The 13218-nt window shown below is 70.6% G+C and carries 13 protein-coding genes and 1 tRNA gene; 5 read left to right on the plus strand and 9 right to left on the minus strand.

What is annotated here, in order from left to right:
• The first annotated feature begins 6 nt into the window (after nt 1–6).
• The gene (locus tag HNR67_RS17755) at nt 7–366 is read left to right on the plus strand and encodes an FKBP-type peptidyl-prolyl cis-trans isomerase (protein WP_185003370.1); all 360 of its coding nucleotides are present in this window, start codon (nt 7–9) and stop codon (nt 364–366) included.
• Between the two features lie 338 nt (nt 367–704).
• Entirely contained in the window at nt 705–1913 is a 1209-nt protein-coding gene (locus tag HNR67_RS17760) for a hypothetical protein (protein WP_185003371.1), read from the plus strand.
• 25 nt (nt 1914–1938) lie between these two features.
• Here the strand turns inward: HNR67_RS17760 and HNR67_RS17765 are convergent, their stop codons facing one another.
• Entirely contained in the window at nt 1939–3096 is a 1158-nt protein-coding gene (locus HNR67_RS17765; protein WP_185003372.1) for a glycosyltransferase, read from the minus strand.
• 72 nt (nt 3097–3168) lie between these two features.
• On the opposite strand from HNR67_RS17765, the gene lexA reads away from it, so the two are divergent.
• Nucleotides 3169–3831 (plus strand): transcriptional repressor LexA, encoded by a 663-nt coding sequence (gene lexA, locus HNR67_RS17770; protein WP_185003373.1) that lies wholly within the window; start codon nt 3169–3171, stop codon nt 3829–3831.
• A gap of 107 nt (nt 3832–3938) precedes the next feature.
• Here lexA and HNR67_RS17775 read toward each other — a convergent pair whose 3' ends face one another.
• The gene (locus HNR67_RS17775) at nt 3939–4535 is read right to left on the minus strand and encodes a DUF3558 family protein (protein ID WP_185003374.1); all 597 of its coding nucleotides are present in this window, start codon (nt 4533–4535) and stop codon (nt 3939–3941) included.
• A gap of 218 nt (nt 4536–4753) precedes the next feature.
• Between HNR67_RS17775 and HNR67_RS17780 the strand changes: the two genes are divergently transcribed.
• Entirely contained in the window at nt 4754–5116 is a 363-nt protein-coding gene (locus HNR67_RS17780) for an HD domain-containing protein (protein WP_221489943.1), read from the plus strand.
• 10 nt (nt 5117–5126) lie between these two features.
• Here the strand turns inward: HNR67_RS17780 and HNR67_RS43520 are convergent, their stop codons facing one another.
• From HNR67_RS43520 to HNR67_RS17795, 4 genes are all read right to left on the minus strand, one after another.
• Nucleotides 5127–5369: a hypothetical protein gene (locus tag HNR67_RS43520; protein ID WP_221489944.1), complete on the minus strand. Its 243-nt coding sequence runs from the start codon at nt 5367–5369 to the stop codon at nt 5127–5129.
• Between the two features lie 254 nt (nt 5370–5623).
• A complete protein-coding gene (locus tag HNR67_RS17785) occupies nt 5624–5887 on the minus strand; it encodes a hypothetical protein (RefSeq protein WP_185003375.1) in 264 nt (87 codons plus the stop codon).
• Between the two features lie 562 nt (nt 5888–6449).
• Nucleotides 6450–9434 carry an AfsR/SARP family transcriptional regulator gene (locus HNR67_RS17790; RefSeq protein ID WP_185003376.1) on the minus strand — a complete coding sequence of 995 codons (2985 nt, stop codon included), beginning with the start codon at nt 9432–9434 and terminating at the stop codon, nt 6450–6452.
• An 83-nt stretch (nt 9435–9517) separates the two neighbouring features.
• Nucleotides 9518–10255: a helix-turn-helix transcriptional regulator gene (locus HNR67_RS17795; protein ID WP_221489945.1), complete on the minus strand. Its 738-nt coding sequence runs from the start codon at nt 10253–10255 to the stop codon at nt 9518–9520.
• Nucleotides 10256–10912: 657 nt separating this feature from the next.
• On the opposite strand from HNR67_RS17795, the gene HNR67_RS17800 reads away from it, so the two are divergent.
• Nucleotides 10913–10986, plus strand: a tRNA-Pro gene (locus HNR67_RS17800).
• A 376-nt stretch (nt 10987–11362) separates the two neighbouring features.
• On the opposite strand, the gene HNR67_RS17805 is transcribed toward HNR67_RS17800, so the two are convergent.
• The 3 genes from HNR67_RS17805 to HNR67_RS17815 are packed head-to-tail and all read right to left on the minus strand — an operon-like array spanning nt 11363 to nt 13141.
• Nucleotides 11363–12346, minus strand: a complete 984-nt coding sequence (locus tag HNR67_RS17805) for a hypothetical protein (protein WP_185003377.1) — start codon at nt 12344–12346, stop codon at nt 11363–11365.
• 9 nt (nt 12347–12355) lie between these two features.
• Nucleotides 12356–12595 carry a hypothetical protein gene (locus HNR67_RS17810; protein WP_185003378.1) on the minus strand — a complete coding sequence of 80 codons (240 nt, stop codon included), beginning with the start codon at nt 12593–12595 and terminating at the stop codon, nt 12356–12358.
• 39 nt (nt 12596–12634) lie between these two features.
• Nucleotides 12635–13141 (minus strand): hypothetical protein, encoded by a 507-nt coding sequence (locus HNR67_RS17815; protein WP_185003379.1) that lies wholly within the window; start codon nt 13139–13141, stop codon nt 12635–12637.
• Between the last annotated feature and the right edge of the window lie 77 nt (nt 13142–13218).

Genomic DNA, 13218 nt, shown 5'->3' on the forward strand with positions numbered 1-13218 from the left:
CGACGCATGACGAAGCCGGAAATCGACTTCCAGGGTGGCCCGCCGCCCACCGAACTCGTGGTGGCCGACCTGGCGGTGGGGGAGGGCGCGGAGGCGGCCCCCGGTGCCACGGTCGAGGTGCACTACGTCGGCGTGGAGTTCGAGACGGGCGAGGAGTTCGACTCCTCCTGGAACCGCGGCGAGACCATCGAGTTCCCGCTGCGCAACCTGATCCAGGGCTGGCAGCAGGGGATCCCGGGCATGAAGGTCGGCGGACGGCGGCAGCTCACCGTCCCGCCGGAACTCGCCTACGGCCCCGCGGGCGCCGGGCACCGCCTCTCCGGCAAGACCCTGGTGTTCGTGATCGACCTGGTCGGCACGCGCTGAGCCTGGCCTGACGGCCCGGCGGCCGGTTCCCGCGACGCGGGGAGGCCGCCGGGCCCACCGGAGAACCCAGCCACACGCTGTCCCCCGGGCGTGACCGCGTTACCGCCCGCCCTCCTGGGTAGCCCGCGCCAATCCAGATCACCCCGGCCCGTGGCCGCCGGGGTGGTGATCGGCACCTGGCCAGCGGGGCCAGGACGTGAGATTGTGGGAGTTGGCTCGCGAGCATCGATCGGCCCCACCGTGGAAGCCGACTCGCCAGGCCGGATTCGTCGTCACCCGTACGGCCCAGGTCGCGTTACGCCCGTGTCGGGGCGTCGCCGTCGCCACCCCGCTACCTCATGAGGTTCACCATCAGTCTGACCACCGTCCTGTCGCCGTCGCTCGGCGCCCCCCGTGCCCTCACCGATGTCTATGGCCCCGGCGTCGCCGTCTGCGCCCGTCCCGCGGTGGAGGCCACCGGGGCGGTCAGCGGCGCCCGGCACACCCGCGATGTGCTCTCCGCCCGGCCGATCGGCGTCGCCGGGGACACCGCGGTGATCTGCAGCGCGGGTGGCACCGACCCGATGCTGCTGGCGATGCTGCGCGACGGCGGTCTACCGGTCGGCGCGGACCTGCGGGCCTTCCGCGGTGAGGTGGAATTCGCGGCCAGGGTGCGGGAGGCGATCGGGGACGGGCTGCGGATCTCGATGGAATACCCGCAGCCCGAGGCGTTGTGCGCCGAGGAACACTCGGTGAAGAGCGCGGCGCTGGTCGGGCACCTGAACAACAAGGCGAGCATCAACACCTTCGTCGACCCGCGGTTCCGGGCCCGGCGCACCGTGGTCTCCCGGGCGGAGCTGGCCGAGGCGACCCCGGAGCAGAAGTCCTGGGTGCTCAAGGCGGCCACCGACGACGCGCACGGCGGCAGCCTGGACGTGTGCCTGCACCTGGCCGACGAGCCGGTCACCCTGCCGGCCTTCACCGAGGTGCTCGGTGAGTTCGTGGTCGAGGAGTACCTGGACATCCGGCGCAACTGGGGCATCCAGCTCTACGTCGCCGCGGACGGCACCGCCCGCCTGCTCGCGGTCACCGAACAGCACGTGGACGCGGCCGGGATCTACACCGGCGGCCGGTTCGGCCTGGTCACCCCGCTGCCCGCGGAGCTGCGCACGGAATGCGTCGCCATCGCCCAGCGCGCCGCCGACGCCGGCTACCGAGGGCTGTGCAGCCTGGACTGCGCGCAGACCGCCGACGGCAGACTGATCATGCTGGACCTGAACTTCCGCATCACCAGCGGCTCGATCCCGTTGCTGGCACTGCGATCCGTCCGGCCCGACGCACTGGACCGCCCGGCCGAGTCGGTGAAGCTGACGGTGGCCGCGCCACTGGCCGAGCTGCTCACCGGGTTGCGCCCGGCGCTGGCCGCCGGCGGCCTGCTGGTGCTGGCAGGCCACGACACCGCGCGCACCGACAACCCACTCCGCCAGTCCACCCTGCAGCTGCTGGTCTTCGGCGACGACCCGGCCGAGGTGACCGCCCGGCGCATCGCCCTAGAGGCCGCGTACTGAGTCAGGCCGACGTCACCGGTGCCGCTCAGGCCAAGGCACCGGTGACCGCCTCCCGGCACACCCGCACCGGATCCCACACCCCGTCCAGGCAGGCCGCCCGCGCCGCCGCGGCCGCGAACCCCGGCTCGCCCAGCACCCGGGAAACGGCCGCCCGCAACGTTTCCGCCCCCGGCGGCCGCACGATCACCGCACTGCCCTGCCGCGCCGCCCGGTTGGCCAGCTCCCACTGATCCCCGCCGCCGGGCACCACCACCATCGGCACCCCGGCCAGCAACGCCTTCGCCAGCACCCCGTGCCCGCCCCCACCGACCACCACCGAAGCCTGCCGCAGCAACACATCCTGCCGCCCCAGCCCCGCCCGAGCCCACGAGGGCAACCCGGCGGGCGGCGCCCCGAACGTGCACACCACCGCCCGAACCCCCATACCCCCCAACGCTTCCAGCGTCGCCTCGGCCACCCCCACCGCCCCCGCCGCCGCCGTCGAAGCCGAGACCAACACCAACGGCGCGTCCCCCGGCGGCGGCGCCAGCACGGCCCGCGTCGGCTCCCACAACAACGGCCCCACCACCCGAGCGTTCCCCGGCCAGTCCGGCCGCGCCACCTCCAGCGCGGGCAACGTCGCGATCATCCGCGCCACCGGCCCCGGATCCCGCGCCGCCAACCCCAGCCCCACCCGAGCCCGCGCCCGCTGCCGCACCCCCAACCGAACCGAACGCCCGGTAGCCGCCCGCAGCAACGAATCCCGCACCCGCCCGGCGATCCCGGTCCCCACCGCGAGCCCACTGCCCACCGGCGGCAACCCCCGCGAAGGCTCGTACAACGGATGCGGCGACAACTTCACCCACGGCACCCCCAGCAGTTCCGCCGCCAGCCCACCACCCGGCGCGAGCACATCGCACACCACCAGATCCGGCCGCGCCCGCGCGATCCACGGCACCAGCGCGGTGGCCATCGCCGCCGCCCGCTCGTGCTGCCACCGCCCCAGATCCTCCCGCCCACCCGCATCCGCCAGCGGCAGCCCGGTCAGCCGCGGCACCGGAATCCCCGCCTCGATCGCGGCCGCCACCCACGGCCCCACGGTGAACAACGTCGGCTGCTCGCCGGCCTCGATCAGCCGCAGGCACAACGCGATCGCCGGGAAAACATGCCCCGGCTCACCCCCGGACACCACCGCCACCCGCATACCGGCACCCTGCCACACCGGCTACCACGCCCGCCCGCCCGACGTCCAGACCCCACCTCTACCATTCGGCGGGTGACCGCCTACGACGATCTTGACGTGTTCGAACACCTGGACGCCGCGTCCCTGCCGCTGCGGCAGCAGCAGATCCTGGTCACCATCCGGGACTGGGTGGTGCGGCACGGCTACTCGCCGAGCACCCGGCAGATCGGCGACGCCATCGGCCTGCGCTCGGCCTCCACGGTGTCCAGGCACCTGATGAGCCTGGAGGAGAAGGGATTCCTCCGCCGTAGCGCGTCCATGTCCCGCCCGATCGACGTCCGCCTGTTCCTGCGCGACACCGGCGCCCACAAGGCGAACGAGGACTCGGTCACCGTCCCCGTCGTCGGCGACATCGCCGCGGGCAGCCCGATCACCGCCGAAGAACACCTGGACGACCAGCTGATTTTGCCCCGCGAACTCACCGGCCGCGGCACCGTCTTCGGCCTGCGCGTCCGCGGCGACTCCATGATCGACGCCGCCATCTGCGACGGCGACATCGTCGTGGTCCGCCAGACCACCGAGGCCCACTCCGGCCAGATCGTCGCCGCCATGATCGACGACGAGGCCACCGTCAAGGTCTACCGCCGCCGCAACGGCCACGTCTACCTGGAACCCCGCAACCCGGCCTACGAGGTCATCGACGGCAACAAGGCCGTGGTGCTGGGCACGGTGGTCTCGGTGCTGCGCAGCGTCTGAGGGTTACCGGGCGGCGGGGATGTTGCGCAGCACGGCCCCCGCGATCGCCTCCGCCCGCCCACAGGTGTCCGGGTACAACGGCTTGAGGTCCTTGATCGCCGCGAGCTTCACCTCGAAGCTCTGGTCTTGTCGTCCTCAACCCGCACCGCGAGATAACCGTCCACAGTGGACGGATCGAACATGGGGAACTCCACCCTGCGCAGATGGAGTGCGGTCAGACCCCCACCCTGCTCCCAGGTCCTCACCTCCAGACCCGCACTGACATCCGGATCCTTGACGAAGCCGGACCAGCGGCACCACCTGGTGTCGTTCACCGGCGCGTACGACCCGGCGCCCGGCACGGAGATGCCGAACTCACCCCGCTGCGCCTCGGTCAGCAACCCGCACGGCGGCAGGTCCCGCAACTGCTTGGGTTGATCGACCAGGGGTGGCGTGGCGGGCGGCGGCGCGGAGCCGGTGCCCGTGGCCGAGGTGGTGGTGGGTGCGGCGGACCAGACCGTGGTGCCGCAGCCGGCCAGGATCGCGGCCAGCCCGAGCACGACACCACCCCACAGCAATTCACAGACCTGGCGTTGGCCGGTGAAACCACGCCCAGCCGACCGCGCCGACACCCCGCTGCCGCGCACCAGCGAGTGCTGCTCCCCGATTTGCCCGGCCTCCCCGGCGAACACCTCGCCCACCTGCACCACGTGCGAGGTGGCCACTCCCACGTGACCCCGATTTTTGCCCATGCTGATCGAACCCCCCCGTCACGCCCCAGACCGTCCCGTCTGGTCGTCCCCGTGTTGTCGCGGGCGGACCGCGTACCCGAATCCCCGCCCCTGTCGACCTCTCCCCGTCGGCCACGGTAACGCAGACCGCCGACGGGGCAGGTCGGCTCCCACTCGGTGCCGGATGAGGAACTGCGTTCGAGGACATCGCGTTGACGCACAATCGACTGACCCACTCGCGGAAGGTCGCCCAGGTCGCCCAGGCCATCGCGCAGCGGTTGCTCGCCGAGAAGTCCTCCTGGGGGCTCATCCACGAACTCGGCGGTATCGACGCGGATGTGCTGGGGACGGCCACGCTGGCGCACGATCTCGATCATCCGCCGTTCGGTCAAGTCGGTGAGATCACCCTGGCCGCGTGCGCCCACCCTCCGCGAGGACCACGAGAGCCACCTGTCGACCGACCCGGCCTACCGGCGGAAATGGCGCAAGTTCAACGTCTACTGCCCGGAGCGGGCCGCTTTCGACATCGCTCGAAGGTTCCGCACCAGTTCGGGGCGTGGCAACGACTTCCCTGACGAGACGCAGTCACTCGAAGCCTCGATCATGGAAGCCGCGGACGAAATCACCTATGCCATCCACGACCTGGAGGACTGCACCGGTGCCGGGGCGATTCCGGTCGGGCAACGCCTCCGTCCAGGCGGTGACGGTGTAGCCGCGGATCCTGGTGGTCAGAGTGGTTGACCAGGTTTCGGTCGCGCTGCTAACCGAGACCTGGCTACGCTCAGTGACCACCTCGCCCTGGTGACGCCACACCAGGGCCACGGTCACCTCTACGGCGTGCCGTGCAGATCCACCCCGGCCCGAGTGACCCCAGCGGTGACGCGCACCGGCTTTGGATGCCAGTCCTGGTGTGGTGTCGCGTAGAAACCGATCCTGACCACCTAGGTGGCCAATCCGAACAGCTGGTACTAGTCATCCGACCTGATCAGCCCCGTCGGGGCCGGCGTAGTCGCCGGTGCGCGCGTTGTGGACATTCACCGTGTCGTACCGGAACGGGATGGCGGCGCCGACGATCCGACCGGTCACCTTGCTGGCGGGCTTGAGCCGGGCATCGAGCGAGTGGTCTCGCTCGCGGTCGCCCGCACCTGGGTGGCGCCGAACCGGTCTGGTGCGGCGCCAGACCACTGCCAGGCGTAGTCGCCCTTCATGTCCGGGAACTGCACGCGCCAGCCGTAGGGGCCGAGGAAGGAGATCGTGTAGCGGCCCTCGGCGTTGGTGCCCCGCACACCCCACGGGCGGTGATCCCCGGCCAGGGCGGGCCGGACGCTGGTGCAGAGCCCGGACACCGAGGCACCGGTCCGGGCATCGGTGACCGCACTGGTGATCGAGCCGGTCCCGTCGAAGTGGCCCGGGCGGCGGTGGTCCCACCGGAGGTCAGCGTGACCAGTCGCGCCCGCTTCGGATCGCCGGTCCCGCCTTCGGCGCCGACCCACTGACTGCCGTGCACGCCGTCGCCGGTGTCCCAGGCGCCAGGCGCCGCGAACAGCCGGTCCCGCCCGGGCCGTGGCGCCCTGTCTCCGGGGCCGCGTGTGCTGCCCGCCCCGCCCGCCGCTTCCTCTGCGGAACGCTTTTGGGGCCGAAAAGGTTGCCTTTCCTGTTGATCTTGGGCTCGTTTGGGGGTTGGGGGCGGCCATTCTGCTTCGTGCGAGACGCTGGCGCGCGTGCCTTCACCTGCGACGATGTGAATCGCTGGGATGCGGTTCGTAGGGTGAGAATACCCTTGTGGGTGACCTAACCGGCGCGGCTATCCACAGGCCCCTGGCGACTCCGGACACGGTGCCGCTGTCTGGGGCAGGGCGCGGTGCGTGGGGCCAGGAAGTGTTCTGTGGCTTGGGTTGGCGGTCTTCGCTACTCCGTCAGGTAGGCGCCCAGGCCCAGTTCTTCGGCTGTGCTGGCTACCTTGTGCAGGACCGTTCCCGCTCGTTCGTACCAGTCCTGGCCCTCCTCTGGCTCGGCCAGGAACTCGGCCAGGGTCGCGAGGACGTCGCGGAGGGCGTCTTCGGTGGCGCCGTCGCCGCCGCCGATGACCAGGTAGGGCTCGCTCAGTTCGTCGTGGAGTCTGGTCAGGGCTTCGCGCAGGGCGGCGTTGGCGCGGTCGTGGTGGCCTGCTTGGTGGCGGGCCTCGCTCAGGTAGATCAGGGCCGAGGTGACCATGCGGTGTAGCAGGGAGGTGACGAAGTCGCCTCTGTTGGCCATGGACTTGGACAGTTCGATGCCGCGTTCCCGGTAGCCCGCGGACTCGGCGAAGCGGCCCAGGGCGGCGCAGGCCCGGCCGAGCACTTCCAGGGTCAGGGCCAGGTCGTACAGGTCTCCCGCGGCCATCAGCAGGTCCAGGGCTCGGGCGCCGGAGACCAGGGCGTCTTCGGGGCGGCCCAGGCGGGTTTGGTTGGCGGCCAGGCCCAGTAGGCCAGCGCCTTCGCCGACGGCGGAGCCCGCGGCGCGGAAGAGGGCCAGGGCCGCGGTGGCTTCTTCCAGGGCGCCGGCGTAGTCGCCTTCCAGTTGGCGGACGCCGATGGCCTGGCGGTGGGTGTAGGCGCGGGCCAGGGTGTCGCCCGCGACGGTGAAGCCGGTCAGGGACTCGGCCAGCAGGGTGCGGGCCGGGCCGAAACGGCCGTGGTGGGCCTCGATCCGGGCGATGCCGCGGCGGGCGTAGGCCACGCCCAGGGTGTCGCCGATGTCGGTGGCGGCGCGCAGCGCGGTGCGGTTCACCGTCTCCAGGTCACGCCAGTGGCCTGCCCAGTCCAGGTAGTGCCGCATCATCCAGGCCAGCATCCAGGCCTGCCGTTCGAACCCGGTCGTGGCCGCGCGCTGGGTCAGGCCGATCAGCACCCCGTGTTCCAGGATGAACCAGTCCAGAGCTTGCTCGTAACTGGCGAACCCGCGGGGGCTGACCGCGGGGTCGGGGTCGCCGGGCGCGGGCAGGTCCTGGTGTGCGGACAGGATCCGGGCCGCGGCGTGGGCGGTGTGCAGGTGGTGTTCCAGGCCGCGGCGCAGCACCGCGCGCTGGTCGGCGGCGCTGTCCTGGGCGGCCACCAACTCCAGGGCGTAGGCGCGCAGCAGGTCGTGGGTGTGGAAGCGGCCGGGGGCGATCTCGGCGACCAGGTGCGCGGCGGTCAGTTCGCGGAACAGCGCCTGCGCGCGGGCCACCGGCAGGCCGGCCAGGCTGGCGGCGGCGCGCAGGTCGATGCTGGTGGAGGGGTGGAAGGAGAGCAGCCGGAACAGCCTGGCGGCCGGCACCGACAGCGCGCGGTAGGACCAGGACAGCACCGAGCGGACGTCGGAGCGGCTGTCCGCGCCGGTGAAGGCGTCCAGCCCGCCGCGCGCGGCCTCCAACTCCTCGGCGACCGCGGCCAGGCTGAACGCCGGGTGGTAGGCGGCGCGGGCGCACACCACGGCCAGGGCCAGTGGCAACCGGGCGCAGGCGGCGATGATCGCGCGCACCGCCTCGGGTTCGGCCGCCACCCGCGCCCGGCCCAGCCGCCGGGCCAGGAAGGCGGTGGCGTCCTCCTCGCTGAGGATGTCCAGCGCCACGGTGTGCGCGCCGGTGGCCGCGACCAGCCCTGACAGTTCGACCCGGCTGGTGACCAGCACGAAGCAGTTCGGGTTGCCCGGCAGCAGCGGCAGCACCTGGGCGGTGTCGCGGGCGTTGTCCAGCAGGATCAGGCAACGCTTCTCGGCGAGCACGCTGCGGTAGAGCGCGGTGAGCGCGTCCAGGCGGTCCGGGCGGAGCGTGGTGGGCACGCCGAGCGCGTCCAGCAGCCCCCACACCGCCTCCCTCGGCTCGACCACGACCTCCTCGGGTTCGAATCCGCGCAGGTCGACGTAGAGCTGGCCGTCCGGGAAGTCCGCGGCCACCTGGTGTGCCCAGCGGACCGCGAAGGTGGTCTTGCCGACCCCGGCGGTGCCGTGCACGACGGCGACCGCGGGGCAGCTCGGATCCGGCGCGTCCGGCATGGTCAGCGCGGCCAGTTCGGCGGCGCGGCCGATGAAGGCAGGCAGATCCGGCGGCAACTGGGCCGGGGTGACCACCGGGACGGCGGCCGGGGCGATCCTGGGCTGCTCGCGCGGGCCGGCGAGCAGTTCTGGGTCGGCGCGCAGGATGCGGTAGTGCAGTTCACGCACGGTCGGACCGGGGTCCACTCCCAGTTCCTCGGCCAGCAGCGCGCGCAGTTTGTCATAGGCGGCAAGGGCTTCGGCCTGCCTGCCGGAACGGTAGAGGGCCAGCATCAGCAGTTCGTGCAGCCGCTCCCGCAGTGGTTCGGCCTGCGCCTCGGCGGCCAGCCGCTCCACCAGGTCGGGGCAGCGGCCCAGGTCCAGTTCGAGTCCGGCCAGCTCCTCGACCACGCCAAGGCGTCGGCGGCGCAGCCGGGCGCGTTCGGCCTCGGCGGTCTCGCCGTGCAGTCCCGCCAGGGGCTCGCCGTCCCACTCCTCGACCGCGCTCTTGTACAGCTCGGCGGCGGCCCTGGTCTCCCCGCGTGCCCTGGCCGCCTCCGCCGCGCGCACGTCCCGGCGGAATCGGCCCAGGTCGACGGCGTCCTCGGGTACCCGGACCGCGTAGCCGCCACCGGTGGAGACGATCACCGGATCGGCCTCGCCGGTCTCCAGGACCCGGCGCAGCCGCTGGACGTAGGTGCGGATGGTGCCGCGGGCCGCGCGGGGCACGGACTCGCCCCAGAGGGCGGCGGCGATCTCCTCGACCGGGACCGCCCGCCCGTCCGCCAGTAGCAATGTGGCCAGGGTCAGTCGCTGCTGCGGTGACCCGAGGTTCAGCTCGGCTCCGTCGTGCCAGGCACGAACCGGCCCGAGCAATCCGAACGCCAGCCCCTGCTTCACTGAGCTCCCCTTGCTGCCTGGAACTCCAGTGTAATCCCCTGCACAGTCCGGCTTTTTCGCCTGCTGCCCGGGGATTCGCCGGCCTAGATGGCTCCGACGCGCAGTGCGTAGGAGACCGCGTGCGCCCGGTTTCGCAGCTCCAGCCGGGACAGCAGGTCCTGCATGATCTTCTTGATGGTGCGCTCGGAGTAGCTGAGCTGGGTGGCGATGTGCGCGGTGTCCTCACCCTGGGCGATCAGCCGCAGCACCTCGACCTCGCGCGCGGTCAGCCCGCCGGAGGTCAGCCCCTGCTTGGCCAGCAGATCGCTCTGGAAGCCGCGGGCCTCATCGACCAGCCACCGGGTCAGCTTCTCCGGCAGCACCGCGCCGCCTGCCCTGGTGGCGATGAGTGCCCTGGTCACCAGGCGGGCGGAGATGTCGCGGCGGGGCAGGATGCTGACCACGCCGACCCCGAAGATCCGGCTGAGGTGGCGTTCCCGCAACGGCCCGGCCACCAGCACCACCCGCTGGGCGAAGTTCTCCGCGCGGTCGGCCATCGCGGCCAGATCGTCGATCAACTCGTCGGTGACGCTGTTCCCGAGCACCAGCACCACGTCCGCTGGAGCGCTCTCACCCGCAGCGAGCAGGTGCAGGTCGGGCGAGAGGGCCAGCTGCGGGATCATCTCCGCGGCCAGCAGCTGGTCGTCCACCCGCACCGCGACGGTGATCCGGTCGCGCGGCTCCGCGGCCCGCAGGAACGCGGAGTTGCCGCCCACGCTGACCGGGACGACGGATTTCAGCGACGTGCCCTCAACAACCTCATTGGACAAACTCAAGCCCATGGCGGCGGCCCCTTTTCTGTGTCCCCTCGACCGCAAGCAAACCGCAGGGCTGTCAACGCGGCGTCAACGAGCTGTCAATGGTCCCGCCGGACACACTTTCCCGCCCTCGAACGCCCTGGTCAGTCACGGGGCGTCGCGACCGGCCGGGTCGCGGGGAGAAGGGAGAGCCGCGGGCGCGGGCCGGCGGATGTCGAGGAGGGGTCCACCGGAACGGTGTGCGCACGGGGGTCAGCGCGTGGCACACACCATCCAGGGATCCCGCGGCCCACGGCTTCCCGTTCTTCATCTCGGTAGGCCAGGACAACCGGCGCACGGCAGGAGAGTTCGTCCCGAGGGGATGGGAGGAACGCTGCGGCGGGAGGGGGGATTCCCGCGCCATGCACCGGCCGACCGACGACTTCTTCCCCAGCAAGCGCCTCGGCCAACCCCGCACAGCATCAACCCCCTGATCGGCCCTGATCCAGCCCGCCGGTTGTATGGCCAGCCATACAAGCAGGTCAGCGGGTTGTGCGAACTTCCCGGTCCGGCAAATTCAGCCCGATCCTGCGTCCATTCGTGTCACCGGAGGGCCCGGCAAGATCACCTCGGGGGGCCCGATTTCCGGGTGGGCGGGGCGGTGCGCTAGGCTTCACCACGTTCGAGAGAACAACGCAAGACCGGGACGTGGCGCAGCTTGGTAGCGCACTTGACTGGGGGTCAAGGGGTCGCAGGTTCAAATCCTGTCGTCCCGACGGTCTGAGGAAGCCCTCGCAGGTTATGGCCTGCGGGGGCTTTCTTTTTGCGATCTTGGCACTGTCCTCGAGGTCGAGCACACCGCTCAGCGACACCTCGCATCGTAAGGTTCCGGGGATTCCGCTCCTGGACCTGAAAGATCACTATCGGCCCGCAGGGCTACGGACCGGAACCGCACCCTCCGTTCGGCTGGCCACTCGAGCGATCAGTCGGCACCTGCAGGCCCGGCTGTTGGCTCGCGCCCCGTGGGCCGACAGCACCAACCGCAGCATACGAACCGCCAACCTGCCGCTGCTGACTCGTCGCTCAGCAGCGGCCCGTCGTTGACAACCTGGCCATGACGGACATGAGTTCGCTACCGGCCGGCCTTGAGCGTCAACGACGGTTGCGTCGCCGGCCCGTCGCTTGCTGCTTCCGCTTCGTCTTCTTTCGCTGTTCGTCGGTGCTTTCATGCATGGCGGAGTCCAACAACTGCCGCCGACCGCGTCGGCGCCACGCCGACAGCACCTCGGGCAGTTCGGTTCGCGTCAGCAGCCAGTTCATGGCAGCTCGGGTGGCCATGTCATTCGACTCCGCAAGGTCTGCTGCGGCCGTTGGGCGCAGCACGAGCCGGGCGGCGATCTGGTCATAACTGCTTGGTCTGATGAAGCGATCCATCCCCTGAACCTTGCGGACATTCGGGCAGAATGCCGCGCCGCAGTACCAGGCGGCGCCGGCCATCACGCCGCCGGAGTCCTCATTCTCCTCCGCAGTCGGACTGCACAGGACGTCGATCAGAGCCTGTTCCGCTGGAACGGGCGCCAGTGCGGTATCGGTCGTCAACGCCTCGGCGTAGAGTTGCCAGGCCTGTTCAGCGGTCCTGATCTGGTGCGATTCCGTGGGGCCAGCCATCTCGAACAGCAGCACCGAGTCACGCTGGAGACCTGACCGGCCACCGGTGACCGCCTTGGTCCTGTGGAAGCCGGTGAGGGTCAGGAGTTCAGGTCGGCGCAATCCCTTGCGCCAGTCGTCACCGAGCCTGGCGTGGGGTGATGACACGAAAGGGCAGACCTGGGCCGCGTACAACGCGCAGATCTCATGCACAGGCGCCTCGGTGAACCTATCCGGCAGGAGGCCGTCGAAGCCGACCTGCCAGCGAAGCTCGGTGCCGAACGGGTGTGCGCACACGGCGCACAGATCGAATGTGGCGAGCGCGAGCTTGCGTTGTTCCGACAGAGTGCCGAAGTCAACCTTGCCCAGCGGCTGGCCGACGGTCGCGATGATCGGGTACCCACGTGGATCCGCCGTCAGGTGCGCGCATCGTTGCGGGCGGGCGATCTCGGCTGGACCCTTGCCTGGCTGACCGGTGATCGATGACATGGTCATCCCTTACCTCAGCCCCAGCTGGTCAGCAATGCTCTTCACGGCGTTGCCGTGTGCTGCCATGTTCGGATCCATGATCCAGATCGTGTCGTCGAACGGTTCGAAGCCGAGCGACGCCCAGGTGCGACGGATCTGTTCCATGGCCGGCTCGAGGACCGTCGAGTCCTTGTGCTGCCCCTCGTCCAGGTCAATAGGGAACGGGTGGACCGCGACCACTCTGGCCGCAGCAGCAATCCAGTTCAGCATTCGACCGGTGAGCAGACGCCCATCGCCACCCAGGCCACGCTATGCCGGAGCCAGCCGGACCCGGTCAATGATCACAACCTGGCTGCCGAGGCATTCGAGCCTGTCCGCCAAGTCGTCGGCCAGGTCTGCACTGGAGAGTGTCCGGCCTTCGCCGAACAGTGGGATGAAACGCGCGTAGTCCTCGCTGCGGGCATCCAGCGTCTCGGTCGGGTCCTCTACCTGTACGAGGTCGACGACAAGTCCATCTGCCTCGAACATGACCAGTTCACGCCCGCCATCGCCGTGATCGGTGGATATCAGCGATACCCCCGGCAGAGCGTGCCAGCGCTCTTCAGGCGCGTCGCTGGGCCACACGTTGATGGTCGCGGTCGCGTGCCAGCCCACGGTGCCCGGGTCGGTCAGTTCGGCGCCGACAAGGCTCGTTCGGCCGTCGAAGTGCAGCTCGACGTACCCCAGCTGAGCGAGCAGCTGCTGAGCCGTGTCGCTGACGGAACCGTTTTGTGGCATTAGTTCAGTGTAGCGCCGAGCATCCGCATTGGTGTCCATTTCGACTACTGTGGGTACGCTGGGAGGTACACCTTGTATTCGCGCACTGCTTTGTCGTTGGTTCGGCTGCCGCCGTG

Origin of the sequence: Crossiella cryophila (assembly GCF_014204915.1) — a bacterium.
GTDB lineage: Bacteria > Actinomycetota > Actinomycetes > Mycobacteriales > Pseudonocardiaceae > Crossiella > Crossiella cryophila.

Coding starts and splice junctions, on each gene's coding strand:
- HNR67_RS17755 (WP_185003370.1), top strand. CDS start 7: ATGACGAAGCCGGAAATCGACTTCCAGGGTGGCCCGCCGCCCACCGAA.
- HNR67_RS17760 (WP_185003371.1), top strand. CDS start 705: ATGAGGTTCACCATCAGTCTGACCACCGTCCTGTCGCCGTCGCTCGGC.
- HNR67_RS17765 (WP_185003372.1), bottom strand. CDS start 3,096: ATGCGGGTGGCGGTGGTGTCCGGGGGTGAGCCGGGGCATGTTTTCCCG.
- HNR67_RS17795 (WP_221489945.1), bottom strand. CDS start 10,255: ATGGGCTTGAGTTTGTCCAATGAGGTTGTTGAGGGCACGTCGCTGAAA.
- HNR67_RS17805 (WP_185003377.1), bottom strand. CDS start 12,346: ATGTCATCGATCACCGGTCAGCCAGGCAAGGGTCCAGCCGAGATCGCC.
- HNR67_RS17810 (WP_185003378.1), bottom strand. CDS start 12,595: ATGCTGAACTGGATTGCTGCTGCGGCCAGAGTGGTCGCGGTCCACCCG.
- HNR67_RS17815 (WP_185003379.1), bottom strand. CDS start 13,141: ATGGACACCAATGCGGATGCTCGGCGCTACACTGAACTAATGCCACAA.